This window comes from Thermohalobaculum sediminis (assembly GCF_023487995.1).
GTDB lineage: Bacteria > Pseudomonadota > Alphaproteobacteria > Rhodobacterales > Rhodobacteraceae > Thermohalobaculum > Thermohalobaculum sediminis.
Window position 1 is genome coordinate 627567 of record NZ_JAMFKN010000002.1, and the last position, 26383, is coordinate 653949.

At 71.4% G+C, this 26383-nt stretch carries 23 protein-coding genes; 12 read left to right on the forward strand and 11 right to left on the reverse strand.

From position 1 onward, the window contains the following. Positions 1 to 7 precede the first annotated feature (7 nt). Positions 8 to 1525 (forward strand): tripartite tricarboxylate transporter permease, encoded by a 1518-nt coding sequence (locus M1105_RS06985; protein WP_249579620.1) that lies wholly within the window; start codon positions 8 to 10, stop codon positions 1523 to 1525. Positions 1526 to 1621: 96 nt separating this feature from the next. Here M1105_RS06985 and M1105_RS06990 read toward each other — a convergent pair whose 3' ends face one another. Continuing rightward, on the reverse strand, positions 1622 to 2599 hold the full coding sequence (locus M1105_RS06990; protein ID WP_249579621.1) for an NAD(P)H-quinone oxidoreductase: 978 nt from the start codon (positions 2597 to 2599) through the stop codon (positions 1622 to 1624). 160 nt (positions 2600 to 2759) lie between these two features. On the opposite strand from M1105_RS06990, the gene M1105_RS06995 reads away from it, so the two are divergent. Continuing rightward, positions 2760 to 3428 carry a carbonic anhydrase gene (locus M1105_RS06995; RefSeq protein ID WP_249579622.1) on the forward strand — a complete coding sequence of 223 codons (669 nt, stop codon included), beginning with the start codon at positions 2760 to 2762 and terminating at the stop codon, positions 3426 to 3428. Here M1105_RS06995 and M1105_RS07000 read toward each other — a convergent pair. Next, the gene (locus tag M1105_RS07000; RefSeq protein WP_249579623.1) at positions 3398 to 3574 is read right to left on the reverse strand and encodes a hypothetical protein; all 177 of its coding nucleotides are present in this window, start codon (positions 3572 to 3574) and stop codon (positions 3398 to 3400) included. The two genes, M1105_RS06995 and M1105_RS07000, sit on opposite strands and share 31 nt — an antisense overlap. A gap of 65 nt (positions 3575 to 3639) precedes the next feature. Next, a complete protein-coding gene (locus M1105_RS07005; RefSeq protein WP_249579624.1) occupies positions 3640 to 4662 on the reverse strand; it encodes an aspartate-semialdehyde dehydrogenase in 1023 nt (340 codons plus the stop codon). Positions 4663 to 4766: 104 nt separating this feature from the next. Here M1105_RS07005 and M1105_RS20635 point away from each other — a divergent pair, with 104 nt between their 5' ends. Further along, a complete protein-coding gene (locus tag M1105_RS20635; RefSeq protein WP_264759504.1) occupies positions 4767 to 5078 on the forward strand; it encodes a DUF488 domain-containing protein in 312 nt (103 codons plus the stop codon). Next, entirely contained in the window at positions 5014 to 5202 is a 189-nt protein-coding gene (locus M1105_RS20640; protein ID WP_264759505.1) for a DUF488 domain-containing protein, read from the forward strand. The genes M1105_RS20635 and M1105_RS20640 overlap by 65 nt, the downstream gene beginning before the upstream one ends. Positions 5203 to 5213: 11 nt before the next feature. On the opposite strand, the gene M1105_RS07015 is transcribed toward M1105_RS20640, so the two are convergent. Then, on the reverse strand, positions 5214 to 6890 hold the full coding sequence (locus M1105_RS07015; protein WP_249579625.1) for an ABC transporter permease: 1677 nt from the start codon (positions 6888 to 6890) through the stop codon (positions 5214 to 5216). 121 nt (positions 6891 to 7011) lie between these two features. Further along, positions 7012 to 7608: a TetR/AcrR family transcriptional regulator gene (locus tag M1105_RS07020; RefSeq protein ID WP_249579626.1), complete on the reverse strand. Its 597-nt coding sequence runs from the start codon at positions 7606 to 7608 to the stop codon at positions 7012 to 7014. A 163-nt stretch (positions 7609 to 7771) separates the two neighbouring features. On the opposite strand from M1105_RS07020, the gene M1105_RS07025 reads away from it, so the two are divergent. The 8 genes from M1105_RS07025 to M1105_RS07060 all read left to right on the forward strand — a co-directional run bounded on the left by M1105_RS07025 (position 7772) and on the right by M1105_RS07060 (position 17680). Further along, positions 7772 to 8698: a glycine--tRNA ligase subunit alpha gene (locus M1105_RS07025; RefSeq protein WP_249579627.1), complete on the forward strand. Its 927-nt coding sequence runs from the start codon at positions 7772 to 7774 to the stop codon at positions 8696 to 8698. Next, complete coding sequence (locus M1105_RS07030; protein ID WP_249579628.1) at positions 8698 to 9144, forward strand: DUF6446 family protein; 447 nt, start codon at positions 8698 to 8700, stop codon at positions 9142 to 9144. Before M1105_RS07025 ends, M1105_RS07030 begins: the two co-directional genes overlap by 1 nt. A 5-nt stretch (positions 9145 to 9149) precedes the next feature. Beyond that, entirely contained in the window at positions 9150 to 9740 is a 591-nt protein-coding gene (locus tag M1105_RS07035; protein ID WP_249579629.1) for a cysteine hydrolase family protein, read from the forward strand. A 7-nt stretch (positions 9741 to 9747) separates the two neighbouring features. Beyond that, entirely contained in the window at positions 9748 to 12006 is a 2259-nt protein-coding gene (gene glyS, locus M1105_RS07040; protein WP_249579630.1) for a glycine--tRNA ligase subunit beta, read from the forward strand. A gap of 359 nt (positions 12007 to 12365) precedes the next feature. After that, a complete protein-coding gene (gene ppdK / locus M1105_RS07045) occupies positions 12366 to 15038 on the forward strand; it encodes a pyruvate, phosphate dikinase (protein WP_249579631.1) in 2673 nt (890 codons plus the stop codon). Then, on the forward strand, positions 15035 to 15988 hold the full coding sequence (locus M1105_RS07050) for an ArgK/MeaB family GTPase (RefSeq protein ID WP_249579632.1): 954 nt from the start codon (positions 15035 to 15037) through the stop codon (positions 15986 to 15988). The genes ppdK and M1105_RS07050 overlap by 4 nt, the downstream gene beginning before the upstream one ends. 265 nt (positions 15989 to 16253) lie before the next feature. Next, positions 16254 to 17066, forward strand: coding sequence for a cell wall hydrolase (locus M1105_RS07055; RefSeq protein WP_249579633.1), 813 nt, complete (start codon positions 16254 to 16256; stop codon positions 17064 to 17066). 143 nt (positions 17067 to 17209) lie between these two features. Further along, on the forward strand, positions 17210 to 17680 hold the full coding sequence (locus tag M1105_RS07060; protein WP_249579634.1) for a dihydroneopterin aldolase: 471 nt from the start codon (positions 17210 to 17212) through the stop codon (positions 17678 to 17680). Between the two features lie 36 nt (positions 17681 to 17716). Here M1105_RS07060 and M1105_RS07065 read toward each other — a convergent pair whose 3' ends face one another. From M1105_RS07065 to M1105_RS07090, 6 genes are all read right to left on the reverse strand, one after another. Then, positions 17717 to 20608, reverse strand: a complete 2892-nt coding sequence (locus M1105_RS07065; RefSeq protein ID WP_249579635.1) for a bifunctional [glutamine synthetase] adenylyltransferase/[glutamine synthetase]-adenylyl-L-tyrosine phosphorylase — start codon at positions 20606 to 20608, stop codon at positions 17717 to 17719. 51 nt (positions 20609 to 20659) lie between these two features. Beyond that, positions 20660 to 21436: an enoyl-CoA hydratase-related protein gene (locus tag M1105_RS07070; protein WP_249579636.1), complete on the reverse strand. Its 777-nt coding sequence runs from the start codon at positions 21434 to 21436 to the stop codon at positions 20660 to 20662. 89 nt (positions 21437 to 21525) lie between these two features. After that, positions 21526 to 22665, reverse strand: a complete 1140-nt coding sequence (locus tag M1105_RS07075; RefSeq protein WP_249579637.1) for a primosomal protein N' (replication factor Y) - superfamily II helicase — start codon at positions 22663 to 22665, stop codon at positions 21526 to 21528. A gap of 70 nt (positions 22666 to 22735) precedes the next feature. Beyond that, positions 22736 to 24217 (reverse strand): protein adenylyltransferase SelO, encoded by a 1482-nt coding sequence (locus M1105_RS07080; protein WP_249579638.1) that lies wholly within the window; start codon positions 24215 to 24217, stop codon positions 22736 to 22738. A gap of 93 nt (positions 24218 to 24310) precedes the next feature. After that, on the reverse strand, positions 24311 to 25417 hold the full coding sequence (locus M1105_RS07085; RefSeq protein ID WP_249579639.1) for an SPFH domain-containing protein: 1107 nt from the start codon (positions 25415 to 25417) through the stop codon (positions 24311 to 24313). 83 nt (positions 25418 to 25500) lie between these two features. Next, on the reverse strand, positions 25501 to 26358 hold the full coding sequence (locus M1105_RS07090; RefSeq protein WP_249579640.1) for a DUF2927 domain-containing protein: 858 nt from the start codon (positions 26356 to 26358) through the stop codon (positions 25501 to 25503). Positions 26359 to 26383 lie beyond the last annotated feature (25 nt).

The window sequence follows — 26383 nt, forward strand, 5'->3', positions numbered from 1 at the left end:
CAAGACCATGGAAATCCTCGGACTTCTCGGAAGCGGCCTGCTTGAAGCAATCGAGCCGCTCAACCTCGCGCTGATCTTCATCGGCGTCACGGTCGGCCTCTGGATCGGCGCGATGCCTGGCCTCGGCTCGGTCAACGGCGTGGCGATCCTGCTGCCGATCACGTTCCTTGTGCCGCCGGGCTCGGCGATCATCTTCCTCGCGGCGATCTACTACGGCGCGATGTATGGTGGCGCCATCAGCTCGATCACGCTCGGAATTCCCGGCGCCTCGACGGCGGTGGCCACGACCTTCGACGGCCGGCCGCTCGCGCTCCAGGGCCGAGCGAGCCTTGCGCTCGTCACTGCCGCGCTCGCCTCCTTCGTTGGCGGCACGGTGTCGGTGCTGCTGTTCACCGGCTTTGCCCCGGCGCTCGCCTCGGTCGCGCTCAGCTTCGGCCCGCCCGAGATCTTCGCCCTGATGCTGCTCGCCTTCGCGACCTTCGTCGGCCTCGGCGGCGATGATATTCCCAAGACGATCCTGTCGATCTGTCTCGGGCTCGTTCTGGCCGCCGTCGGATATGACGAGGTGTCGGGCGCGCCGCGGCTGATCCTGTTCGACATCTCCGGCTTCCTGCACGGCATCAACTTCCTCGTGCTCGCCATCGGCGTCTACGGCATCGGCGAGATGCTCTGGACGATCGACTCGACGCGCGGCTCGATCACCATGTCCGAGGCCAAGCTGACCGTGAAGGGCATGGTCTCCGATGCGAAGGAAGCCACCCGCCGCGGATGGAAGGGCACGACGATCGGCTCGCTGCTTGGCTTCTTCGTCGGCGTGCTGCCTGCGGCGGGCGCCACCCCCGGCTCGCTGATGGCCTATGGTGTCACTAAGATGGTCTCGCGCAATCCGCGCGAGTTCGGCCAGGGTCATCCGGGCGGCGTCGCTGCACCGGAGGCCGCGAACAACTCGGCCTCCACGGGCTCGATGCTGCCGATGATCACGCTGGGCATTCCCGGCTCGCCCACCACGGCGATCCTGCTGGGCGGCATGGTCATCTGGGGCCTGACGCCCGGGCCCCGCCTGTTCGTGGATGAATCCGAGTTCGTCTGGGGTCTGATCGGGTCGTTCTACGTATCGAACTTCGCCGCGCTGGTCATCAACCTCGCCTTCATCCCACTGTTCATCTGGATGCTGCGGATGCCGTTCACCATCCTCGCGCCGATGATCTTCGTGCTCTCGGTCGTCGGCGGCTACGCGGCGGTGCGCGACATGCACGACATCTGGCTGATGGTGGTCTTCGGGATCAGCGCCTTCTTCCTGCGGAAGTTCGACTACCCGCTGGCGCCCGCGGTGCTGGCAATCGTGCTCGGGCCCATCGCCGAGCCGACGCTGCGCCAGTCGCTGCTGCTGTCGTCGGGCGATCCGATGATCTTCCTGAACCGCCCGGTGGCAGGGCCGATCACGGTGATCGCGGTCATCCTGATCCTGCTGCCGCTGTTCAAGGTGATCCGCAACAAGATGCGGGGCCAGAAGATGGCCGCCTGACGCGACCACCTTCAACCTCCGAACGACAAGGGCCCGCGCCGGGATGGCGCGGGCCCTTTCCTGTGCGGATAGCGTCGCCCACGCGCAGGGAAGGCCTCACATCTTCAGGATCACCTTGCCCTGATGCCCGCCGGCCTCGAGGATGCGATGCGCCTCGGCCACGTCCTTCATCGGCAGGACGGCATGCGTCACGGTCCTGAGGCGCCCGGTCGCGAAGAGCGGCCAGGCCTCGGCCTCGAGGCCGCGCGCCACCGCCGCCTTGAACTCGGGCGGGCGCGGACGCAGGGTCGAGCCGGTCAGGATCAGACGCTTCATCATGATCGGGCCGAGGTTCAGCTCGACCTTGGCGCCACGGTCGAAGGCAAGCTGCACGATGCGGCAGTCCATCCCGGCCGCCGAGAAGTTGCGCGCCACGTAGTCGCCGCCCATGAAGTCGAGGATCACGCGAGCGCCGCCCGCCTCCTTGACGATCTCGACGAAATCCTCCGAGCGGTAGTTGATCGCCCGCTCGGCGCCGAGGCTGCGGATGAAGTCGAGCCCCTTGTCCGTGCCCGCGGTCGAGAACACCCGAAGGCCCCGCGCCGCGCCAAGCTGAACCGCCGTCGAGCCGATCCCGCCCGAGCCGCCATGCACCAAGAACAGCGCGCCATCGGGGATCGCATGGCCGTGGAAGATGTTGGACCAAACGGTGAAGTAGGTCTCGCACAGCCCGGCGGCGTCCACCTCGTCCACCCCCTCGGGAAGGGCGAGGCAGTGCCGCGCGTCGATCGTGACGTATTCGGCGTAACCGCCGCCATTGGTCAGCGCGCAGACCCGGTCGCCGACCTGCCAGCGCCAGGCGCCCTCGCCGAGTTCGACCACCTCGCCGGACACTTCCAGCCCCATCAGGTCCGAAGCCCCCGGCGGCGGCGGATAGGCGCCCTTGCGCTGCTTGAGGTCCGGGCCGTTCACGCCCGCCGCGGTCACCTTGACCAGCACCTGGCCGGGGCCGGGCTGCGGCACCGGTCGGCGGGCGAGGCGCATCACCTCGGGCCCACCCGGCTCGGAGATCTCGATCACGGCCATGTCGCTCATTGCGTTCCTCCCTCTCGGCTGCGAGCCAACGGTTTAGCCCTGCGGGACGGCATCGGCAATCACGCGCGCGCCGTGGCCGCCGGCCGGCGCTATGTTGCGGTGCGCGACCAGCTGCGCTAGACGACGCGCGCAGGACCCGCGACCGTGGGAAGGGGATGCCATGGACGAGACGACGCGCGCGGCGCTGCCCGCCACCGCCCTGCCGGCTTACCTGCGCGAGCGCCACGCCTTCTGGCACGCCACCCGCTTCTCCGAGAACCGGGCCTGGTACCAGCGCCTGGCCCATTCCGGCCAGCACCCGCGCGCGATGGTCATCAGCTGCTGCGACAGCCGCGTTGACAGCGTGCAGATGTTCGGCGGCGAGCCTGGCGACCTGTTCGTGCTGCGCAACGTCGCAAGCCTAGTGCCGCCGCACAGCCCCGATCTCAGCTTCCACGGGACGTCGGCGGCGGTCGAATACGCCGTCTCGGTGCTCAAGGTCGCGCATCTCGTGGTGGTCGGGCACTCGAACTGCGGCGGCATCAGCGCCTGCCACGACATGTGTGCGGGCGATGCGCCGGAGCTTGCCGAGGGGTCGAGCTACATCGGCCGCTGGATCGACATCCTGCGTCCCGGCTTCGAGCGCGTGGCCGCAAGCACCGGCAACCGCGAGGCGCGCATCGCCGCGCTCGAGAAGGAAGCGGTGCTGGTCTCGCTCGCCAACCTCGCCTCGTTCCCCTTCGTCGCGCGGGCGATGGCCGATGGCGGCCTCACGCTTCACGGCTGCTGGATCGACATCGGCAGCGGCGAGCTCGCGGTCTACGACGCGGCGCGGCGCGCCTTCGTCTGACGCGCGGGCGGCGCCGGGCGCAGATGGGCGGCCAGGGCGTCGGCGAGGATCTCGGCCGGGCTGAGCCCGGTGAGCGCGCTCTCGAGCGCAAGGCGCGCGCGCAGCGCCAGCGGCAGGTGGTCGAGCGGGATCGAATCGGGCGTCATGGCGGCATCCTCCCCGCTCCAATGGCGCGGGAAGGATGGTTAAGGAAGCCTTGCGCCCCGGAGCCTCAGCCCTTCTTGAGGCAGCGCCGGCCCAGAAGCTCGGCGATCTGGACGGCGTTGAGTGCGGCACCCTTCCTCAGGTTGTCCGACACGCACCAGAAGCTGAGCCCGTTCTCGACCGTGGGATCGGTGCGCAGGCGCGAGATGTAGGTCGCAAACTCGCCCACGCATTCGATCGGCGTGACGTAGCCACCGGGCTCGCGCTTGTCGACCAGCATGATGCCGGGCGCCTCGCGCAGGATCTCGCGCGCCTCGTCCTCGTCGAGCGGCTCCTCGAACTCGACGTTCACCGCCTCGGAATGGCCGACGAACACGGGGACGCGCACGCAGGTCGCGTGCACCCGGATCTTGGGGTCCACGATCTTCTTCGTTTCGACCACCATCTTCCATTCCTCCTTGGTCGAGCCGTCCTCCATGAAGACGTCGATCTGGGGAATGACGTTGAAGGCAATCTGCTTCTGGAACCTCGATGGCTCGACCTCCTGCCCCGGGACGTAGAGGCCCTTGGTCTGCAGCCACAGCTCGTCCATCGCTTCCTTGCCGGCGCCCGAGACCGACTGGTAGGTCGCCACCACCACGCGCTTGATGCGCGCCCGGTCGTGCAGGGGCTTGAGCGCCACCACCATCTGCGCGGTCGAGCAGTTGGGGTTCGCGATGATGTTGCGGTTGGCGTACATCTCGATCGCGTCCGGGTTGCACTCGGGCACGATCAGCGGGATGTCGGGCTCGTAGCGGTAGAGCGACGAGTTGTCGATCACCACGGCGCCCGCGCGCGCGGCCTTGGGCGCGTATTTCTTGGTCGGCCCCGAGCCGATGGCGAACAGCGCGATGTCGGTGCCGGTGAAGTCGAACGTGTCGAGATCGCGGGTTTTCAGGGTTTTCTCGCCATAGCTCACCTCGGTGCCCAGCGATTTGCGCGAGGCAAGCGCGATCACCTCGTCCGCCGGGAACTCCCGCTCGGCGAGGATGTTGAGCATCTCGCGGCCCACATTGCCCGTGGCGCCCGCGACGGCAACCCGATAACCCATCTCTCCGTTCCTTGTTACACTGTCCCGCCATCCGGGACCGGCGGGGTTTACCGGATGCGGCGCGGGATGGAAAGGCCCAGAGACACCGGGCGGGGGAGGGCGCGATGCCGCAACTGATGACCATCGGCTACGAAGGCGCGACGCAGGCCGAGGTGATCGAAAAGCTCAGGGCCGCCCGGGTCGAGGTGCTGGTCGATGTCCGCGCGGTCGCGTCGTCACGCCGGGCAGGGTTCTCGAAGTCGATCCTCGCCGCCTCGCTGGCCGAGGCCGGGATCGACTACGTGCACCTGCGCGCTCTTGGCACCCCCCAAGGCCGGGCGCGAGGCCGCGCGCAAGGGCCGGACCGCCGAGATGTGCCTGATTTTCGAGGCACATCTGGAAACCCCCGAGGCCCAGCTCGACATGGCGCGGGCTGAATCCATCGTCACCGCGCGCCGCGCGGCGCTGTTGTGCTTCGAGGCCAATGCGGCGGGTTGCCATCGGCGCATCGTGGCGGAGCGGTTGGTCCGGAGCGTGGGGGCGGTGGAGGTCGATCTCTGAGGCGGCCGCGCTCAGGGCGCCAGCGCCTCGCCCGGCCGGCTCCGGTCCATCGTCCGCACGATCAGAACGACCGGCAGCAGGCCCACCACGACGATCGCCAGTGCCGCTGGCCCCGCCTGGTCGAGCTGTTCCAGCGAGGCCGCGCCATAGACCGTGGTCGCGAGCGTCTCGAAGTTGAAGGGGCGCAGGATCAGTGTCGCCGGCAGCTCCTTGACCGCATCGACGAAGATCAGCAGCGCAGCCGTCAGGACCGAGCCTCGGATCAGCGGCAGATGCACCCGGTGCAGCGTGCCGCCCCGCGTCTCGCCCAGCGTGCGCGCGGCCAGTTCCATCGACGGAGTGACCCGCCCGAATGCGGAATCGATCGCACCATGCGCGATGGCGGCGAAGCGCACAACATAGGCAAAGACCACCGCCGCGGCCGAGCCCGTCAGGATCAGCCCCGGGTCGAAGCCGAGCCGGGCCGCCGTGAAATCGGCCACCATGTTGTCGAGCGCAGCGAAGGGGATCAGCACCCCCACCGCCAGCACCGCCCCCGGCGCGGCATAGCCCAGCGCCGTGGCCTGCGCGAGCCAGCGCGGCGCCGAGAGGCGCGAAGCCCGCGCCCCGTAGACCAGAAACACGCCGATCAGGCACGACACCCCCGCCGCCACCCCCGCCAGCGCCGCGGTGTGCCACAGCGCCCGCCAGAAGGCCGGGCTGAGCCACTGGTCGAGGTGATCGAGCGCGTGCCAGCCGACGATGGCGGCGGGTGCCACGAACCCCATCAGGACCGGCAGCAGGCACAGCCCGAAGGCCAGCCAGCGCCCGACCGGCCCAGGGTCGGCGCGACGGATCGGCCGGTAGCGGCGCGAGGTGTGGAAGAACTTGCGCCCCCGGCGCGAGATCTTCTCGACCGCGAGCAGCGCCAGCACGAAGACCAGCATCACGCAGGCGATCTGCGCGGCACCGCCGGCGTTGAAGGTGTCGAGCCAGATCGAGAAGATGCCCCGCGTCAGCGTCGGCACCCCGAAATAGTCGACCGCGCCGAAATCATTCAGCGTCTCCATCGCCACGATCGCCGTTCCCGCCGCGACCGCGGGGCGTGCCAGCGGCAGGCCCACGCGGAAGAACACGCCCCAGGGCCCGCAGCCCAGCGACCGGCCAACTTCCAGCACGCAGACCGACTGCTCGCGGAAGGCCGCACGTGTGAGCAGGTAGACGTAAGGGTAGAGCGTGATCGTCAGCACGAACACGGCCGAGCCCAGCGAGCGGATCTCGGGGAACCAGTAGTCGCGCGCCGAGCTCCAGCCGAACAGCGCGCGCAGCCCCGTCTGCACGGGCCCCGCATATTCCAGCATGTCGACCAGCGCGTAGGCGCCGATGTAGGCCGGCATGGCGAGCGGCGCGAGCAGCGCCCATTCCATCACCCGCCGCCCCGGAAACTCGGTCATCACCACGAGCCAGGCGGCGCCCGTGCCGACGCAGGCCGCGCCGACGCCGACCAGTCCCATCAGGATCAGGGTGTTTGAGAGATAGACGGGCAGCGCATGCTCGACCAGGTGCGGCCAGATGTTCTCGGTCGGGAACAGCGCCATCCACGCCACCGCGACCAGCGGCATCAGCAGGAGCCCCGCCAGCGCGAGGCTTCCGAGCGTCCAGCCGTCCGGCGCCAGAGGGCGGGCGAGGGTTGGGGTATCTCCGACCATGGCGCTAGGATTTATGCGCGTGCGGCGCCCCTGTCCAGCCGGCCCGGCGCGACGTGCCCCGGCGGGGCATGCGGCCCCGCCTCACCTCCCGCTCACCGTCCCATGACGGGGAATGACCGGGTCAGCCGAGGATCGCGTCGACCTGCCCGAGGATCGAGCCGACGACCTTCGGCCGGGGGTAGGACCGCGTGATCACGCGCAGCCCGATGAACAGGGACAGCAGCAGCCGCCCCGCATCCTCGGCATCGGTCCCGGGCGCGACCGTGTCGTCGCGCTGGGCCGCGATGATGCGGTCGCGGAAGAAGGCCTCGAGCTCGCCCAGCCGTTCGGTGACGATGCGCTCGATCTCGGGGTCGTAGGGCGCGAGCTCGAGGGCGGTGTTCACCAGCAGGCAACCGCGCCGGTCGTGCCCGCCGAGGCTGCCCTCCGCGACGCGGCGGAACAGCGCGCGGATCGCCGCGCGCGGTGGCTCGCCGGCCGTGAGCGCGTGGAGGAAGACCTGCCGGCGCGTCTGGTCGTAATGATCGAGCGCACGCAGGAACAGCCCCCGCTTGTCACCGAACGCGGCGTAGAGCGAGCCGCGGTTGAGGCCGGTCGCCTTCACCAGCGTGCTGATCGAGGTTGCCTCGTAGCCATGGTCCCAGAAGGCCGCGACCGCGCGGTCCAGCACCTCCGATTCGTCGTATTTCTTCTCCCAGGGCATGGGGGTTTGTGCCATGTCCGGAACGATCGCTCAAATTCAAAGCCCGCCGCGCGCGGCGGCAGGGGGCCTAAGGCCGCCTGCCCGCGCGAGGCGCTCCGCCAGCCGCGCGCTTGGCGGCATTGACCCGGGCGCGCGCCCCGGACTAGGACAACGGCGGCCCCGCGACGAGGATGACCCGATGCCCGACCAGCCCCGCTCGTTCCAGGAGATCCTGCTTCGCCTCTCGGCCTACTGGGGCGCGCAGGGCTGCGCCATCCTGCAGCCCTACGACCTCGAGGTCGGCGCCGGCACCTTCCACCCCGCGACGACCCTGCGCGCGCTGGGACCGAAGGCCTGGGCCGCGGCCTATGTCCAGCCCTCGCGCCGGCCCACCGACGGGCGGTACGGCGAGAACCCCAACCGGCTGCAGCACTACTACCAGTACCAGGTGCTTATCAAACCCTCGCCGCCGAATTTGCAGGACCTCTATCTCGGCAGTCTCCGGGCCATCGGCATCGACATGGCCCTGCACGACATCCGCTTCGTCGAGGACGACTGGGAGAGCCCGACGCTGGGCGCCTGGGGCCTGGGCTGGGAGGTCTGGTGCGACGGGATGGAGGTGTCGCAGTTCACCTATTTCCAGCAGGTAGGCGGGCATGACTGCCGCCCGGTCTCGGGCGAGCTGACCTACGGGCTCGAGCGCCTCGCCATGTATGTTTTGGGCATCGACCACGTGATGGAGATGCCGTTCAACGACCCCTCGGCCCCCATCCCGCTGACCTATGGCGACATCTTCCGCCAGACCGAGGAGGAATACTCGCGCCACAACTTCGATGCGGCCGAGGTGTCGATGCTGCTGCGCCACTTCGAGGACGCCGAGGCAGAATGCGCCCGCCTGCTCGACCCGGAGCTGAACCCCGCGATCGACCCGAAAACGGCCAAGCGCATCGTCATGGCACATCCCGCCTATGACCAGTGCATCAAGGCCTCGCACCTGTTCAACCTGCTCGACGCGCGCGGCGTGATCTCGCCGACCGAACGTCAGGCCTACATCGCCCGGGTGCGGGCGCTGGCGAAGAAATGCGCCGACGCCTTCGTGCAGACCGAAGCCGGGGCGGCCGCCTGATGCGCGTCCCCGGGCGCTGGATCGCGGGCGGCCTCGTCGCCTTCGCGGCGCTGTTCGGCGCGGCGCTGTTCTATGCGCAGAACTATGCCTTCTACGAGCGGGCCGCGGGCGTGGGCGCGCTGAAGGTGGGCGAACGGGTCGTGCCGATTTCCGATTACGACGGCATCGACGCCACGTCCTCGCCCCTCAAGCTGCGCGGCTGCTTCCGGGTCGATCCTGCGATGCTGGCCGATGCCCCCCTGGCGGAGCGGGCCCAGCCCCTCGTCGCACCCTTCTGGTTCGACTGCTTCGACGCCGAGGCCATCGCTAACGACCTTGCCGCCGGGCGCGCGGTGGCCTACCGGCTCGAGTCCGACCGCCCCGAGGGCTTCGACCTCTACGTCGCCGTCTATGCGGACGGGCGCGGATACCTTTGGCGCCAGTTGAACGAGAAATTCGCGGAGTGACCGAGATGGCCAGGACCCTGCTGCAACTCGCCGGCGCCGATGTCCGCCCCGCCCGCCTCGCGGACGGCGTGCTGGTGCTGATCGACATCCAGAACGAGTATTTCGACGGGCCCCTGCGGCTGTCGGGGGTCGAGGCCGCGGCGGCGCAGGCGGCAACCCTGCTCTCCCGCGCCCGCGCTGCGGGAACGCCGGTCATCCATGTCCGCCACCGCGGCCGCGCCGGGGGCGCCTTCGACCCCGATGCGCCGCGCGGGCAGATCCACGCCTCGGTCGCCCCCGCCCCGGGCGAGGCGGTGATCGACAAGGGTCTGCCGAACTCATTCGCGGGCACCACGCTGGCCGACGCGCTGGCCGCCCATCCGGGCAAGCCGCTGATCGTCGCGGGCTTCATGACGCATATGTGCGTCTCGGCCACGGTGCGCGCGGCGCTCGATGCCGGGCGCTTCTCGACGGTGGCGATGGACGCGACCGCGACGCGCGACCTGCCCGATCCCATGGGCGGGGTGATCGCGGCCGACACGATCCACCGCGCGGCGCTGGCCGCGCTGGCCGACCGCTTCGCCGTGGTCTGCGCTAGCGCCGAAATTCCCGATTGAGGCAGACATGGCCGACCTCCTGCTCGAGCTCTTCTCCGAGGAAATCCCCGCGCGGATGCAGGCCCGCGCGGCCGAAGACCTGAGGCGCCTCGTCACCGACCGGCTGGTCGAGAACGGGCTGACTTATGCGGCGGCGGCCGCCTTCGCGACGCCCCGCCGGCTGGCGCTGTCGCTCACCGGCTTGCCGAAGGTCACGCCCGACACCGCCGAGGAGCGCAAGGGCCCGCGCACCGACGCGCCCCAACCGGCCATCGAGGGGTTCCTGCGCTCGACGGGTCTCACGCTCGACGCACTGGAGCGCCGCGCCGACAAGAAGGGCGAGGTGTTCTTCGCCGTCATCCGCCGCCCCGGCCGCCCGGCTTCGGAGGTGATCGCCGAGGCTGTCGAGCATGCCGTGCGCAACTTCCCCTGGCCCAAGTCGATGCGCTGGGGGCCGGGCAGCCTTCGCTGGGTCCGCCCGCTCCACCGCATCGTCTGCGTGCTGTCGGACGAGGCGGGGGCGAGCGTCGTGCCGGTCGAGATCGACGGCATCCGCTCGGGCGACCAGACCGAGGGCCACCGCTTCATGGCGCGCGGGCCGTTCCGCGTGGCGCATTTCGACGACTACGCGGCGAAACTGGCCGCCCACCGCGTGGTGCTCGACCCCGAGGAACGCGCCCACCGCATCTGGCACGACGCGACGCAGATGGCCTTCGCGCTGGGGATGGAGGTGGTCGAGGACAAGGGTCTGCTGGCCGAGGTCGCGGGCCTCGCGGAATGGCCCGTGGTGCTGATGGGCGAGATCGGCGCCGAGTTCCTCGACCTGCCGCCCGAGGTGCTGCAAACCTCGATGCGCGAGCACCAGAAGTTCTTCTCGGTGCGCAACCCGAAAACCGGCCGGATCGAGCGCTTCGTGACGGTCGCGAACATCGAGGCGCCCGATGGGGGCGCCGCCATCCTCAAGGGCAACCGCCGCGTGCTGGCGGCGCGGCTGTCGGACGCCAAGTTCTTCTGGGAGAACGACCGGCGCAAGGTCGCAGGCCAGGGGATCGCGGGTATCGAGGCGATGGCAAAGCCCCTCGATTCGGTGGTGTTTCACCAGAAGCTGGGGAGCCAGGCCGAACGCATCGCCCGCATCGCCGCGCTGGCGCGCGAGATCGCCCCGGCGGTGGGCGCCGACCCCGATCTGGCCGAACAGGCGGCGAAGGTCGCCAAGGCCGACCTCGCCTCGGCCATGGTCTACGAGTTCCCCGAGCTTCAGGGCGTGATGGGGAAGTATTACGCGCGGGCCGCCGGGCTGCCCGAGCCGGTGGCGAACGCCGCCGAGGCGCATTATCGCCCGTTGGGGCCGTCCGACGCGGTGCCCAGCGAGCCGGTGTCGGTCGCGGTGGCCTTGGCCGACAAGATCGACATGCTGACCGGCTTCTGGGCCATCGACGAGAAGCCGACCGGGAGCAAGGACCCGTTTGCGCTGAGACGGGCGGCGCTGGGGGTTATTCGAACTGTTCTGGAGAACGACATCAGGCTACGCATCAAGCCTCTCCTGACGTTGGGTGATGACCTCCACTACCTCCAGTGGGCCTCCTCAGCGTTCGCAAAGGTCGATGAAGTGCGGCGTTCGATTTGCGCCGAGCTTGGTATCGAGGTTGAAGACTTTGACTCCGCCAAGAGGTTGATTGAGAAGAATTTTCGGAGCGATAGGCGAGAAGCGCGATTGGCAGATCTGCTGAATACTAAGATGGCAGACATTCCTGATCCTCGCGACGACCTCCTCACCTTCCTCGCCGACCGCCTCAAGGTCGCCCTGCGAGACCAGGGCATCCGGCACGACGTGATCCAGGCCTGTTTCGATCTCGGCGGGCAGGACGACCTCGTGCTGCTTGTCAACCGGGTCCGCGCCGCGCAGGAGTTCCTTGCCACCGAGGACGGCGCGAACCTGCTCACTGCCTACCGCCGCGCCTCGAACATCGTCCGCATCGAGGAGGAGAAGGACGGCGTCGAATACTCGATGCCGCCCGACCCGATGTTCGCGGAAGGGGCCGAGGAAGCGGCACTGTTCGAGGCGCTCGACGCCGCCGAACCCGCCATCGCCGCGGCGCTGAGGGCCGAGGATTTCACGGCCGCCATGGCCGCGATGGCCCGCCTGCGCCTGCCGGTGGATGCGTTCTTCGACAAGGTGACGGTGAACGCGCCGAACCAGATCCTGCGGCGCAACCGCCTTTGCCTCCTCACCCGCATCCGGCAGGTCATGCGCCAGGTCGCGGTCTGGGACGCCATCGAGGGCTGAGCCCGGCCCCGCCCTCGCGTGCCGCGCGCGCCCTGCGCCTTGGTCGGAGCCTCCAACGGCCCCAGCAGAGGAGCCCGGCGCCTCCCGGCTCGCGCCACCGCCCGACACTCTCGCTGCCCCGGCCTCCGAGCCGGGGCCTTCCGGGCCCGCGATCGTTTCGGATCACGTCCGCCGAGTGACTCTGTTCGTATAATGTAATTGAATCAATATTCTACCACGAGACTCACGCGCGAAACCCCGCGAAGGGCACCGCGCCATGCCGGACCGGGCGTGCGCGCCGGGCATCACCCCCGCGCCCATCTGTCGCCGCGCCCCCGCGCCGCTTGTGCAGGTGCGAACAGATTCTGTATGACAGGACCATGAAGGACGTGGTCGTGGATCTCGGCTGGATCGGGCTCGGCGCGGGGGATCCCGTGCCGGAGGCGGCGGTGTTCGGCCAGAAGGCGTCGCTGCTGGGCCATGCTGCGGCCCTTGGCCTGCCCGTGCCGCCCGGCTTCGTCCTCGCGCCCGCCACGCTTGCCTGCCCGGCCGCCATCCGCGCGGCGCTCGACGCGGGCCTCGAGCGGGTCGAGGCCGCGACCGGCCGCGGCCTCGGCGCGGCGTCGCGGCCGCTGCTCCTGTCGGTCCGCCCCTCGGCCGAGGGTGGCGCGGGCGGCGTCGTCCCCGCGATCCTCGACATCGGCGCGAGCGGGCTCGCGCTGCCGGCGCTGGCCGCCGAGCGGGGCGAGCGGGTGGCGCGCGACCTGCATCGCCGCCTCGTGCAGTCCTATGGCGCCACCGCGCTCGGCATCGAGGGCGAGGAGTTCGAATACGCCCTCCATGACGCCATGCGCCTCGCGGGGGTCGAGAGCGAGACCGATCTCGGTCCCGCGGCGCTGGCCGAGCTGAGCCACACCTGCCTCGGGCTGATCATGGAGGAAGCGGGCGAGCCCTTCCCGGACGACCCCCGCGCGCAGCTCGAGGGCGCGATCGCCGCGATGGCGGAGCTCTGGCGCGGGCCGCGCGCCCGGATGCGCCGGCTGGCCCGCGGGCTGCCCGAGGACGCCCCGCTCGCGCTGATCGTGCAGGCGATGACGCTGGGCCTCGGCCCCGGCGTCTCGGGGGCGGGCCTCGCCCACACGCGCGACGAGACGACGGGCGCGCAACGCCTCTCGGGCCGGTTCCTCGAGCAGGCGCAGGGCGAGGAGGCGCTGATGGGCCTGCGCACGCCCGCCGTGCTGACGGTCGCCGAGCGCCTTGACCAGGGTCTGCGCGAGCCCTCGCTCGAGGAGCGCTGCCCCGCCGCGGCCGAGGTGCTGGGCGAGGCCGCGCGCCGGCTCGAGCGGGCGCTGGGCGAGGCCTTCTCGTTCGAGTTCACGCTGGATGACGGGGTGCTGCACTTGCTCGAGGTCAGGCCCGCCCGCCGCTCGGCCCGCGCGGCCGTGCGCATCGCGGTGGAACTGGCCGAGGCTGGCGCGATTGGGCGCGAGGCGGCGCTGATGCGCATCGACCCGGCCGCGCTCGACCAGCACCTGCACCCCTCGATCGACCCCGACGCCGCGCGGGACCGGATCGGGCATGGCCTGCCCGCCTCGCCCGGCGCGGCCTCGGGCGCGCTCGTGTTCTCGCCCGATGCGGCCGAGGCGGCGGCGGCAGCGGGTCGCCCGGCGATCCTCGCGCTGGTGGAAACGAGCCCCGAGGACATCCGCGGCATGCATGCGGCCAAGGCCGTGCTGACCGTGCGCGGCGGCATGACCAGCCACGCGGCGGTGGTGGCCCGCGGCCTCGGCACGCCCTGCGTGGTGGGGGCGAAGGACCTGATCCTCGACCGCCGCGCGGGCGAGATCCGGGCGCGCGACGGGCGGGTGTTCCGCGCGGGCGACGCGGTCACCGTGGACGGCTCGACCGGCGAGGTGCTGGCGGGAAAGGTTCCGACCGTGCCGCCCGAGATCACCGGCGCCTTCGCGCGGCTGATGGAATGGGCCGACGACGCGCGGCGGATGGGCGTGCGGGCGAACGCCGACACCGGCCAGGACGCCCGCGTCGCGCGCGGCTTCGGCGCCGCGGGCATCGGGCTCTGCCGCACCGAGCACATGTTCTTCAAGCGCGGGCGCATCAGCGCCATGCGCCGCATGATCCTTGCCGACACCGAGGCCGACCGCCGCGCCGCGCTGGCCGAACTGCTGCCGATGCAGCGCGAGGACTTTATCGAGCTGTTCGCCGAGATGGCGGGCCAGCCGGTGGTGATCCGCCTGCTCGACCCGCCGCTGCACGAGTTCCTGCCGCATGGCGAGGCCGACATCGAGGAACTGGCCGAGGCGCTGGGCATCGCGCCGGCCATCGTGCGCGCCCGGGTGCTGGAGTTGTCGGAATTCAACCCGATGCTGGGCAAGCGTGGCTGCCGCATCGGCATTGCCTATCCCGAGATCTACGAGATGCAGGCCCGCGCGATCTTCGAGGCAGCGCTCGAGGCGGGCGCCCGCGCCGGGCGCGCCGTGGTGCCCGAGATCATGCTGCCGCTGGTCTCGGCGGTGCGCGAGCTGATCGTGCTCAAGGGCCATATCGCCGAGGTGGCCGAGGCCGTGCGCGCCGAGCGGGGCGCGATGGTCGACTATCGCGTCGGCGTGATGATCGAGACGCCGCGCGCCTGCCTGCGCGCGGGCGAGATCGCCGATGCCGCGGCCTTCGTCAGTTTCGGCACGAACGACCTCACGCAGATGGTCTATGGTCTCAGCCGCGACGATGCCGGGCGGTTCATGCCCGACTACGTGGCGCGCGGGGTCTATGCGCACGATCCCTTCCACTCGCTCGACCTCGAGGGCGTGGGCGAGATGATGAAGATCGCCGCCGAGCGGGCGCGGGCGCATGCCCCCGGCATCTCGGTTGGCCTGTGCGGTGAACACGGCGCGGACCCCGCTTCGGTCGATTTCTGCGAGCGGGCGGGCTTCGACTATGTCTCGTGCTCGCCCTACCGGGTGCCGATCGCGCGGCTCGCGGCGGCGCAGGCGGCGATCGGCGCGCGGCGCTGGGCCGAGGTCGACGGCGGCGCATGACCGCTCTCGCCGAGCTTGCGGCGCGCGGCAAGGCGGGGCTCGCACAGGCGCTTGCCGCGATCGAGGCGCAGGGCGAGTCCGCTGCCGTGGCCGCGTTGCTCGACGAGGCGGCGGCCAGTCCGCGGGGTCACGTGCTGGGCCTGACCGGGCCGCCGGGGGTTGGCAAGTCGACGTTGACGGACGCGCTGATCCATGCCTGCCGGGCGCGAGGCCTGACGGTGGGAGTGATCGCGGTCGATCCCTCGTCGCGGATCTCGGGCGGCGCGCTGCTCGGCGACCGCACGCGGATGCGCCGCGACCCCGAGGATGCGGGCGTGTTCGTGCGTTCGATGGCGGCGCGCGACCGGCTCGGTGGGCTCGCCGATCTCGCCTATCCGGCGGCGGTTCTGATGCGGGCGCTGATGGACCGCGTGATCGTCGAGACCGTGGGCGTCGGACAGTCCGAGACCGCGGTGGCTGACATCGCCGACACCGTGGTGTTCTGCGCCCAGCCCGGATCGGGCGACGCAGTACAGTACATGAAGGCGGGCGTCATGGAGATCCCCGACATCGTCGCGGTCACCAAGGCCGACATGGGCGCGGTCGCACGCCGCACCGCGGCCGACCTGAAGGGCGCGCTGGGGCTCGCCGCGGGCGAGGGCGGGCCGCCCCCGGTGATCGCCGTCTCGGCGCTCGACGGTGAAGGCATCGACCGGCTGCTCGCGGCGATCGAGGAACGCGCGGCGGTGCCTGCGTCGCGCCTCGCCGTCCGGCGGCAGGTGCAGGCGCAGGAGTGGCTGAGGCGCCACCTGTCGGAGCGCTACGGCCAGGCCGGGTTGGCCCGCATCGCGGCCTCGGGTGCCCTCGGCCGGGCCGGCCGGAGCGAATCGGGCCCCTTCCGCGAGGCGCGCGCCCTGGGCGAAAAGCTCGACGCGGCGCTCGATGCGGCGTTCCCGGTCGTGAAAAAGTGACGCTGCGCTGCGGTACGCCGTATTGATTCCAAAAGAGTTTTTCGCGTGCGCTGCGGCAATTGCGCCGTCCGGGCTTTTCGCTTGGGTCGATTCCACGCTATTGAGCGCCCTGCGCGCAATCTCAAGCGCGTGACGCGGGGCGTGTCCGGGACAACCTTCCCCACCCCGATTTGATGAGGTCAGGCGGCTCCCAAGGGCAAGGAGCCATTGACGTGTCCTGCGGCTCTCGCGACAGGCGGCGAAGCCCGAGGAAACGAGGAACGACATGATCGGCTGCGATCGTCTTCAGGCCGCGCGCGCGGTATTTTCCGGCGTGTGCCGAATTCTCGGTGCGGTGGCGCTGGCGGGGGCTGTGGCGGGAGCCGCGCTCGCCGATGTCGACCGGAGCGAGGTCCGCCCGCCGATCGGCCGCGGGGCCCAGATCGCCGACATGATCGGTGCCGAGCGCGCGGGCCTTGCCGGCTTCCTCGGCTCGCCCGGCGCGGCGCGGCTGATGCCCGATGGCGAGGACGCGCCGATGGGCCGCCTCACCCGGCTCAACAGCGACGACGCCAGCACCGCAGCGCTGATCGAGGGCGCCCAGGACCGCACGCTGACCGAGCTCCTGATCGCCGATCCCGGCGGCACAATCGACCTCTCCGCGATGGCGCGCGTGCAGGTCGAGACCACCGACACCGAGTGGCGCTGTCTGACCGAGGCGCTCTATTTCGAGGCCCGCGGCGAAAGCCCGATCGGCCAGATCGCGGTCGCCGAGGTGATCCTGAACCGCGTCGACAGCGCGCGCTATCCCGACAGCGTCTGCGCCGTCGTGCGTCAGGGCGCTGGCAAGGGACGCTCCTGCCAGTTCTCGTACAACTGCGACGGCAAGAAGGAGGTGATCGGGAACCGCGCGGCCTATGATGCGCTGGGCAAGATCGCCTGGGTGATGCTGCAGGGCCGCCCGAGGACGCTGACCGGCAAGGCCACGCATTACCACACCACGGCCGTGCGCCCGAAATGGGCGAGGCGGCTGGTGCGGACCGCCCGGATCGGTGAGCACATCTTCTATCGCGGACCCGTCGAGTTGTCGCAGCGCTGACGGGCGCCCGGGCGGCGGGATGTCTCGAAACCACCCCCGCCCGTCGCTTTGGCATGGCCGTTCCGCGCGTAAAGAGTTAACGTGAGTCGAGCCATGGATGCCGCGACGCCGCATCCGGGCACTGGCGAAATCGGAGTATCGCGATGGTGGAACGGGCCCTCCTGCCGCAGAGGCTGGATGTCGAGACCGAGATGGCCATGGGCCAGGACATGGTCGCGGACCGCATCTTCCTGCTGGACTACCTGCGCGAGATCGAGATCGGCGCATATGCCGAGGAAGTGGGCGTGACGCAGAGGGTGCGCTTCGACATCGTGCTCGAGGTGACCCGCAACACCGCCCATATCGACGACCGCGTTGGGCGGGTGATCAACTACGACGACCTCGTGGACGCGATCGAGACCATCGCCCAGGGGCCGCGCATCACGCTGCTCGAGACCTTTGCCGAGCGTCTGGCGCAGGCGGTGCTGGTCGATCCGCGCGCGCGGCGGGTGCATGTGCGCATCGAGAAGCTCGACCGGCTGCCGAACGGCGCGCGGCTCGGCGTCGAGATCAGCCGGGTGCGCACGCCCGAGACGAACGAGAAGATCTGGGCGCTCGCCTCCGAGGTGAAGTAGCGCCCGCACCCTGTCCTGCCGGGAGGAAGGGGTGTCTCAGCCGGGCTCGGCGGGGACGATGCCGGCGAACACCCGCTCGACCGCTGCCGCGGCCTCTGCCTGGAGCGCGCCCAGCCGGTCGGCGAGCGCGGGGAAATCCTCGGTCCCGGCGACGCGCGCGAGAACGCGGCGCAGCCCCTCGCCCGCCGTGTCGGGATTGAGCGGCTGCTCGAGGGCCACGCGCTCGACCTGCTGCAGCCGCGCCTCGAGCTTGAGCGCCTCGGCGAGCGCGCCAGCTTCGTCCGCGCCGATCCAGCCCGCATCGGCCAGTGGCCCGAGCAGCGCCCGCGCGGGCAGCGCCACGGCGAGCCCATGATACAGGCAGCCCGTCTGGGCGAGGAACTCGATCTCCATCAGCCCGCCGGCCGCGTGCTTGAGCGACCAGGGGTTGGCGCGTGCGCCGGCATGGGCCTCGATCAGCTTGCGCCGCATCGCCGCCGCCTCCTCCAGAACCGCCGGGTCGCCCTTGCGCCGGGCCAGTGCCTCGCGGATCACCTCGGTCGCCTCGCGGCCGAGGTCGTGCGGCCCTGCCACCACCCGCGCGCGCGTCAGCGCCAGATGCTCCCAGACCCAGGCCTGCTCCATCTGGTAGCGCCGGAAGGCCGCGAGCGAGACTGCGACCGGCCCCTGCCGCCCCGAGGGCCTCAGCCGCATGTCCACCGCGAACAGCCGCCCCTGCGCGGTCGGCGCGGTGATCGCCGCCACCAGCGCCTGCGTGAGCCGCGGATAATAGGTGGCGGGCGGCAGTGGCCGGGGGCCGTCGGACATCTCGGCTTCGCCTGGGTCGTAGACGGTGATGAGGTCGAGGTCCGAGCCCGCGGTCATCTCGCGCGTGCCCAGCTTCCCCATGCCGATCACCGCCATGCCGCGCCCCGGCGGGGGGCCATGACGAGACGCGAAATCGGCGATCACCCGCGGCAGCAGGCGGTCGAGCGCCGCCCCAGCGATGGCCGAGAAGGCGGCGCCTGCCTCGGCTTCGTCCGCCACGCCGCGCAGCACCTGCACGCCGGCGCGAAACATCTGCTCGCGCGCCCAGGCGCGGGCGGCGTCGAGCTCGCGCTCGTAGTCGGTCTCGCGGCCCAGCCAGCGCTCGAGATCGGTGGCGAGCGCAGTCTCACCCTCCAGCGGCTCGAAGAAGCCGCCGCCGATCAGCGCGTCGAGCGCCTGCGGCTCGCGCCCCAGATGCGCGGCCAGCCGGGGCGCCGCCGAGCAGATCTCGACGATCAGGTCCAGCAGATGCGGGTTCGCGGTGAACAGCGAGAACACCTGCACCCCCGCCGGCAGGCCCGAGAGGAAGCGGTCGAACTCGGCGATCGCATCGTCGGGGCTCGCCGCCTCGCCCAGATCCGCGACCAGCCGCGACTCGAACCCGGCGAACAGCCGCTGCGCGCGCTCGGTCCGTGTCGCCGGCAGCCGGCCCGAGCGCCAGCGCTCGATGGTGCGCAGGGCGTCCTCGGGCCGCTGGAAGCCCGCGCGGGCCAGCGCCTCGGCGTCGATCTCGGGGCGCGGCCCGTCGCCCGCCGCGGCGCCGCGCCCGGGCGTCGCGAAGAACGCCTGCGTCGTGCCATGCACGCGCGCCAGCCGCTCGGCGATGTCGCGCTCGAAGGCCGCGAGGTCCGACCAGCCCGCCAGCGCCGCCAGCCGCGCGCGGGCGGGTTCGGGCACGGGGATGGTGTGGGTCTGCGCGTCCTCGATCATCTGGAGGCGGTGCTCGAGCGTGCGGTGCGCGACGTAATCCGCCGCAAGCTCGGCCGCCGTGCCGGCAGGGACATGGCCGGCCTCGACCAGCCGCTCCAGCGCGCCCAGCGTCGTGGGGTCGCGCAGCGCGGGCTCGCGCCCGCCCATGATGAGCTGGCGGGTCTGCGCGAAGAACTCGATCTCGCGGATCCCGCCGGGACCCAGCTTGAGATCGTGGCCGGGGACGGTCGAGGGCGTGAAGCGGCCCTTCTTCTCGCGGATCTTGCGCAGCAGGTCCTCGACGTCCTCGATTGCCGCGAAGTCGAGATGGCGCCGCCAGATGAAGGGGGCGAGGCGCTCGAGATAGGCCGCCCCCGCCGCGCGGTCGCCCGCGATGGGGCGCGCCTTTATGTGGGCCGCGCGCTCCCATGTCCGGCCGACCGATTCGTAGTAACGCTCGGCGGCCTCCATCGCGAGGCAGACGGGCGTCGTCGAAGGCGCGGGCCTCAGCCTCAGGTCGGTGCGGAAGACATAGCCCTCGCCGGTCTGCTCGGACAAGAGCTTCACCAGCCCGCGGGTGACATGGATGTAGCGCGCCTTCGCCTCGGCGAAGTCGTCGGGCGCGATCTGGTCCTGGTCGAACAGGCAGATGAGGTCGATATCGGACGAATAGTTCAGCTCGCGCGCCCCGTGCTTGCCCATGGCGAGGACGACATAGCCCGCGCCGCTGGCGAGGCTCTCGGCTGTCATGCCGGGAAGGCGCCCGCGCGCGATCTCCTGGCCCAGGAGCCACAGCGCCGCGATCCCCGTCAGCCCGTCCGCGAGGTCCGTCAGCGCGCCGGTGACCGCGCCGAGGTCCCACGCTCCGCCAAGATCGGCAAGCGCGATCAGGAGCGCGGCCCGCGCCTTGGCGCGCCGCAGCGCCGAGGCCAGTTCGCGCGCGTCGCCCCCGTCGGCGGCGTTGCGTGCGGCGGCAATCAGGGCGGGCAGGCTCACCTCGGGCGGCAGCGATGCGGCCTCGGCCAGCCACTCGGCGTGGCGCTCGGCCAGCCGCGCGAGGTAGGGGCTCGACCCCGCCGCACCGCGCAGGACGTCGCCCAGCGCACCACGGGTGAGCTCGCCCGGCAGGCGGCTCGCGAGGTCGGCGGCGCGCTCGGGCTCGAACGGGATGGGCGCGGCACTCAGGCGCGCGGCAAGCGAGGGTCTGTCCATTCCGCAACCGTGGCGGGGCAGTCCGCGCCGATCAAGGGGTCAAAGGGACGCTCAGCGCCCCTCGAAGACCGGCTTTCGCTTCTCGAGAAAGGCCATCACGCCTTCGGCGAAGTCGCGCGTGCGCCCCGCCTCGCCCTGCAGCCGGGCTTCGAGCGCGAGCTGCGCCTCGAAGCCGTTCTCGGCCGAGGCCCGCAGCGCCTGTTTCGCCAGCCGGTAGGCCACCGTCGGCCCCGCCGCCAACCGCTCGGCGATCTGGCGCGCGCGGGCGGCCAGCAGGTCGTCCTCGACCGCCTCCCAGATCAGGCCCCACTCGGCGGCGCGCTCGGCGTCGATGGCGTCGGCCAGCAGGCACATGCCCATCGCGCGCGCCTGCCCGACGAGCCGCGGCAGCCAGAAGGTGCCGCCGGCGTCGGGGATCAGGCCGATGCGCGCGAAGGCCTCGACGAAGCTCGCTGAACGCGCGGCGATCACGATGTCGGCGGCGAGCGCGATGTTCGCGCCCGCGCCCGCCGCGACCCCGTTGACCGCCGCGATGGTCGGCACGGGGCAGTCGGCGATCAGGCGCAGCAGCGGCTCGTATTCCTCGGCCAGCGTGCGCGCGAGGTCGATCTGCGCGGCACTCCCGCCGTCGCCGAGGTCCTGCCCGGCGCAGAAGGCGCGGCCCGAGCCGGTCAGGATCACCGCCCGCCCCTCGTGCCCGGCGCGGCCAAGCGCGTCCACCAGTTCCAGCCGCATCGCGCGGTTGAGGCTGTTCATCTTCTCGGGCCGCCCCAGCGCGATGGTCGCGACATGGTCGGTCAGGTCGTAGCTGAGCGTCTGGTAGGTCATCTGCGGTCCTCGGCTGGCGCGGGTGGCCAGACTAGCGGGCACGCGCGGGCGGCGGAAGCGGGCAAGGCCCGTGACGTTGCGCCACCCCCTCAGCCGCGTGCGAGCACGAAGGCCACCAGCGCCGCCACCGCGAGCCCTGCCACCACGGCAATCGCGAGCTTCCAGGCCGAATAGGGCCGCTCGCCCGTCACCGCGCCGGTGCGCCCGTTCACCACCACGCGATAGGGCCGGTTGCCATAGCGGTAGGCCGCAAGCCAGACCGGCAGCAGCACATGCTTGAAGGTCACCCGCTCGAACCGCGCCGACAGCGAGGTCAGCCGCTGCGCGTCGCCGCCGATCCGGGCGCGGGCCTCGGCCGCCAGCGCGCCCTCCATCGCCGCGCCCGCCTGCTTGAATCCCACACCCAGTTCCAGCGCGGGCGCCTCGGCCCGGAATCCCGCAAGGAAGTCGGGCGCATAGGGGCGAAGGCCCTGGAGATCCCAGCCGGGAAACACCTCGGCCCCCGTCCCCAGCGCGCCCAGCGTGTCCGAGGCCGAGACCAGCACGTCGTCGAAGTCGCGCGCGAGGCGCCCGCTCACCGGCGTCCAGCGGATCTTGCGCACCTGCCGGGGTTGCATCGACATCCCCTTGCCGCGCCGCACGGGCACCATCTGCGTGACGTAATAGGCATCGCCGCGGAAGCCGGCATAGTCGGCCTCGGCCGCCGCGTCATAGGTGTAGTGCGGCAGGTAGACCCCGGCGAGCGGCCGTCCCGCCTCGGCATAGCGCCTGAGCCCCGAGGGCGCGAACCAGAGCCCACCCAGCCACGCCTTCATCCGCGCCCGGGCCTCGGGTTCGGTGATCGCGAAGGGCAGCACCCCCTGCGGGCGCGGGTGGCGGTGGCGGTGCAGGTTCCGGCGCGAGAGCGGCGTCGCGCAGAACGGGCATTGCTCGGCCAGCGTGCCGGCGTCGAGCCCGATCTCGGCGCCGCAGCCGGGGCAGGCCACGGTCTCGGTCTCCTCGAAGTCGGTCGCGCCCGCGCGCTCGGCCAGCGTGGTGGCGAGGTCGATCTCGCGCAGGGCAGGCTTCTCCCATGGGCCGGTCGCCGCGTCCGGGATCTCGTTCTCGGTGCCGCAATAGGGGCAGACAAGCCGGCCCACCCCCGGTGCGTATTCGAGCGAGGCGCCGCAGTTCGAGCAGGCGAGCGTGCTTGCGCCCTCGCCTGCCGCCTTGCTCCTCGCCCGGGCCATGGCCCCCTCCCTCTCGCGCCGCGGGGGCGGAGTGTCGGCGCGCCTGCGCCCGTGCGCAACCCCCGCCCGCTCAGGTCCCGCAGAAGGTGCGCTCGACCACTTCCCCGGGCTGTGGCGGGGCGGCGTGGCGCTCGTGCCCCGGCTGCTCGTCGAAAGGCCGCGCGAGCACGGCGTTGAGCGTCTCGAACGGCGCGACGTCGCCCGCCATGGCGGCGGCGATCGCTTCCTCGACCAGGTGGTTGCGCGGGATGTAGAGAGGGTTCGCCGCCCGCAGCGCGGCTGGCCGTGCCGCGGGCGTCATCGCGTCTGCTTCGAGCCGCGACCGCCAGCGCGCCGTCCAGGCGTCGAAGGCGGCAGGGTCGGCGAACTGCCCGCGCGGCCCGTCGCACCCCTCGGCGGCATCGGCGAGGCGACGGAAGGTCAGGGTGAAGTCGGCGCCGCTCGCTGCCATCGCCTCCATGAGCGCGTCGATCAGCGCCTCGTCCTCGTCGCGAGCCGATCCCAGGCCCAGTTTCGCGCGCATCTCCGACAGCCACGCGGCTCGGAATCGCGCGGGGAAGGTGTCGATCGCCGCCTGCGCGCGCTCGACGGCGGCGTCGATGTCCTCCCCCATCAGCGGCAGCATCGCCTGCGCCAGCCGCGAGAGGTTCCAGTGCGCGACCCGCGGCTGGTTGCCATAGGCATAGCGCCCCATCGTATCGATCGAGCTGAACACCGTCTGCGGGTGGTAGGCGTCCATGAAGGCGCAGGGCCCGTAGTCGATCGTCTCGCCCGAAACGGTCATGTTGTCGGTGTTCATCACGCCGTGGATGAAGCCGAGGCTCATCCACCGCGCGATAAGTGCCGCCTGCCGCCCGATCACGCCGTCGAGCATCGCGAGGTACGGGTCCTCCGCCTCCGCCGAATCCGGGTAGTGGCGCGCGATGACGTGATCGGCGAGCGCCTTCAGCGCCGCGTCGTCGCCGCGCGCGGCGAAGAACTGGAAGGTGCCGACGCGGATATGGCTGGCCGCGACGCGTGTCAGCACCGCGCCCGGCAGCACGTCCTCGCGCATCACCGGCTCGCCGGTCGCCACCGCCGCCAGCGCCCGCGTGGTCGGCACGCCCAGCGCCGCCATCGCCTCCGAGACGATGTATTCGCGCAGCACCGGCCCCAGCGGTGCGCGTCCGTCGCCCATGCGCGAGAAGGGCGTCCGCCCCGAGCCCTTGAGCTGGATATCACGCCGGCGGCCCTGCGCGTCGATCACCTCGCCAAGAAGGATCGCGCGCCCGTCGCCAAGCTGTGGCACCCAGTTGCCGAACTGGTGCCCCGCATAGGCCTGCGCCAGCGGCTGGGCTCCCTCGGGCGTGGCGTTCCCGGCCAGCACCGCGGCACCCGCGGGGCTCGCCAGCGCCGCCGGGTCGAGGCCGAGCTCGGCCGCCAGCCGCTCGTTCACCCGGATCATCGCGGGCGCGCGCACGGGGGTCGGGTCCAGCCGCGCGAAGAAGCGGTCGGGCAGGCGCGCGTAACTGTTGTCGAAGGCGAAGCGGGGCATCGGCTGGGGCGGGGTCATCGGCTTTCCGGCTCGGAGCAAGGGTCGGGCGGCCCGACGCCGCCATCCCCTCAATGTAGGTCCACCGCCCCGGCGGGGGGAGGGGCCGCGCCCTCAGCCCTTCGGCGCGGGCGGCGGCGGGGGCGGCGGCGCGATGGTGAAGAGCTGGGCGAGTGCTGCCACCTCGCCGGCCGCGGTCCAGCCCTCCATCCCCGGCGACCAGACCAGCGTCCCGCGGGTGAAGCGCCCCTCGGCGGTCATCCGACCCAGATCGGCGCGGCTGAAGGGCCCCGTGGTCTGCCCGTTCTCGGCGATGTGCCACACCACCTCCGGCGCGGGCGGTGGCGGCGGTGTGGCCGGGGCCTGCCCCCAGGGGCCTGACGCCATCTGGCTGCCCATCGCGACGCCCATGCCCGCCCCGATCGCCGCTCCCATGGCGCCGCCGCCGGGGTTCTCGGCCGCCGCGCGCATCGCCTCGGCTGCCTGGTATTGCGCGTACTTCGTGAGGTCGCCCACCACCCCCATCGCCGTGCGCCGGTCCAGCGCCTGCTCGACCGCCTCGGGCAGCGAGACGTTCTCGACGAACAGCTCGGGCATCTCGATCCCGAAGGCCGCGATCTCGGGCGCGATGCGGGTGCGCAGGTAGTCGGCGAGCTGGTCGGTGTTGGCCGCGAGGTCCAGCACCGGGATGCCCGACGAGGCCAGCGCGTTCGAGAAGCGCGCGACGATGACGTTGCGGATCTGGAACTGCACCTCGTCGGTCGTGACCTCGCCGTCGGTGCCGACGATCTCGCGCAGGAACAAGCCCGGGTCCGACACCCGGATGCCGTAGGTTCCGAAGGACCTGAGCCGCACCGGCCCGAATTCCGGGTCGCGCAGCATGATCGGGTTGCGGGTGCCCCATTTCAGGTTCTGGAAGCGGCGCGTAGAGACGAAATAGACCTCGGCCTTGAAGGGCGAATTGAACAGGTGATCCCAGTGCTGCAGCGTGGTCATCACCGGCATGTTGTTGGTCTCGAGCATGTAGAGGCCGGGGCGGAACACGTCCGCCAGCTGCCCCTCGTGCACGAAGACCGCCGCCTGCCCCTCGCGCACCGTCAGCTTGGCGCCGTACTTGATGGCGTTGCCGTGGCGCTGGAAGCGCCAGACCATGGTGTCGCGGGTGTCGTCGGTCCAGTCGATGACATCGATGAACTCGCCCTTGAGCATGTCCCAGATCATGCCTCGCTCCCTTCGGCTCGCGATCCTTGCGCCTGCCGACGCTAGAGCATTCCGGCGCCGAGGGGGAGACGCCTTGCGCCGGCTCACCCGCCGGGGCGAAGCTCCTCGACGATGCCGGGCACGCGCGACATCGCTTCGGCGCGCGGCATCCCGGCCCGCAGGCTCGGGTGGTAGAGGATGCGGACGAGATACTCGTCATGCGTCGTCATCAGCGCGAACTCCTCGTCCTCGTTGAACATCGAGGGGCGCACGCGGTCGTCGTCGCGCGGCAGTCCCATGGCCTGGGCGAATTCCTCCTCGATGCACGAGCGCCGCAGCAGCCCGGGCGCCTCGGCGCGGATGACGATCGTGCCGAAGGCGTGCGTGCGCCCGTCCGGGCCGGGCGGCGCGCAGAAGAACGTGCCCGAGCAGAGGAACTCGTCCGAGAGTGAGACCACGAGGCGCTCGAGAATCTCGGGCGCGGCCCCGCAGCCGAGGAACTGCTCGCGCAGCATCGGGCGATCCTCGGACGCGACGAAGAGAACAAGGAGATTCGCCTCCTCCGGCACCGCGGCCGCAGCGACCGCCCGGCCGCTCGCGCGCGACAGCCGCTCGCCGATGTCCCGCAGCGCAAGCGCGTCGCTCAGGGTGACGCGGCCGCCGAAGCTGTAGCGGATGTCCTCCTCCCAGCGCATGATCCGGTCGGTCCCGGCGCGGCTCACGCCGAGGGCGCGCTCGATCTCGGGGTCCTGCCCGAAGGCCACGCGCTCGAAGTTGCGCACGAGATCGGCGTTCGTGAACGGCACGTCCGGGGGGTTGCGGTCAGTGCGCATCCTGCCGCTTGCCACGAGGCGGTCCTGGTAATCCTGCAGGGTCTCCGGGCCGGGGATGCCCGCGGAGATGCAGGCGGCGAGCCCGGCGAGAAGCAGGATGGCCGCGCGCGCCCGACCGATCCGTGGCATGCCGGCCGGTGAGCGTGAACGTCGC

Bases quoted from the DNA above. Each gene is read 5' to 3' on its own strand.
- M1105_RS06985 (WP_249579620.1), top strand. From the start codon at position 8: ATGGAAATCCTCGGACTTCTCGGAAGCGGCCTGCTTGAAGCAATCGAG.
- M1105_RS06990 (WP_249579621.1), bottom strand. From the start codon at position 2,599: ATGAGCGACATGGCCGTGATCGAGATCTCCGAGCCGGGTGGGCCCGAG.
- M1105_RS06995 (WP_249579622.1), top strand. From the start codon at position 2,760: ATGGACGAGACGACGCGCGCGGCGCTGCCCGCCACCGCCCTGCCGGCT.
- M1105_RS07000 (WP_249579623.1), bottom strand. From the start codon at position 3,574: ATGACGCCCGATTCGATCCCGCTCGACCACCTGCCGCTGGCGCTGCGC.
- M1105_RS07005 (WP_249579624.1), bottom strand. From the start codon at position 4,662: ATGGGTTATCGGGTTGCCGTCGCGGGCGCCACGGGCAATGTGGGCCGC.
- M1105_RS20635 (WP_264759504.1), top strand. From the start codon at position 4,767: ATGCCGCAACTGATGACCATCGGCTACGAAGGCGCGACGCAGGCCGAG.
- M1105_RS20640 (WP_264759505.1), top strand. From the start codon at position 5,014: ATGTGCCTGATTTTCGAGGCACATCTGGAAACCCCCGAGGCCCAGCTC.
- M1105_RS07015 (WP_249579625.1), bottom strand. From the start codon at position 6,890: ATGGTCGGAGATACCCCAACCCTCGCCCGCCCTCTGGCGCCGGACGGC.
- M1105_RS07020 (WP_249579626.1), bottom strand. From the start codon at position 7,608: ATGGCACAAACCCCCATGCCCTGGGAGAAGAAATACGACGAATCGGAG.
- M1105_RS07025 (WP_249579627.1), top strand. From the start codon at position 7,772: ATGCCCGACCAGCCCCGCTCGTTCCAGGAGATCCTGCTTCGCCTCTCG.
- M1105_RS07030 (WP_249579628.1), top strand. From the start codon at position 8,698: ATGCGCGTCCCCGGGCGCTGGATCGCGGGCGGCCTCGTCGCCTTCGCG.
- M1105_RS07035 (WP_249579629.1), top strand. From the start codon at position 9,150: ATGGCCAGGACCCTGCTGCAACTCGCCGGCGCCGATGTCCGCCCCGCC.
- glyS (WP_249579630.1), top strand. From the start codon at position 9,748: ATGGCCGACCTCCTGCTCGAGCTCTTCTCCGAGGAAATCCCCGCGCGG.
- ppdK (WP_249579631.1), top strand. From the start codon at position 12,366: ATGAAGGACGTGGTCGTGGATCTCGGCTGGATCGGGCTCGGCGCGGGG.
- M1105_RS07050 (WP_249579632.1), top strand. From the start codon at position 15,035: ATGACCGCTCTCGCCGAGCTTGCGGCGCGCGGCAAGGCGGGGCTCGCA.
- M1105_RS07055 (WP_249579633.1), top strand. From the start codon at position 16,254: ATGATCGGCTGCGATCGTCTTCAGGCCGCGCGCGCGGTATTTTCCGGC.
- M1105_RS07060 (WP_249579634.1), top strand. From the start codon at position 17,210: ATGGTGGAACGGGCCCTCCTGCCGCAGAGGCTGGATGTCGAGACCGAG.
- M1105_RS07065 (WP_249579635.1), bottom strand. From the start codon at position 20,608: ATGGACAGACCCTCGCTTGCCGCGCGCCTGAGTGCCGCGCCCATCCCG.
- M1105_RS07070 (WP_249579636.1), bottom strand. From the start codon at position 21,436: ATGACCTACCAGACGCTCAGCTACGACCTGACCGACCATGTCGCGACC.
- M1105_RS07075 (WP_249579637.1), bottom strand. From the start codon at position 22,665: ATGGCCCGGGCGAGGAGCAAGGCGGCAGGCGAGGGCGCAAGCACGCTC.
- M1105_RS07080 (WP_249579638.1), bottom strand. From the start codon at position 24,217: ATGACCCCGCCCCAGCCGATGCCCCGCTTCGCCTTCGACAACAGTTAC.
- M1105_RS07085 (WP_249579639.1), bottom strand. From the start codon at position 25,417: ATGATCTGGGACATGCTCAAGGGCGAGTTCATCGATGTCATCGACTGG.
- M1105_RS07090 (WP_249579640.1), bottom strand. From the start codon at position 26,358: ATGCCACGGATCGGTCGGGCGCGCGCGGCCATCCTGCTTCTCGCCGGG.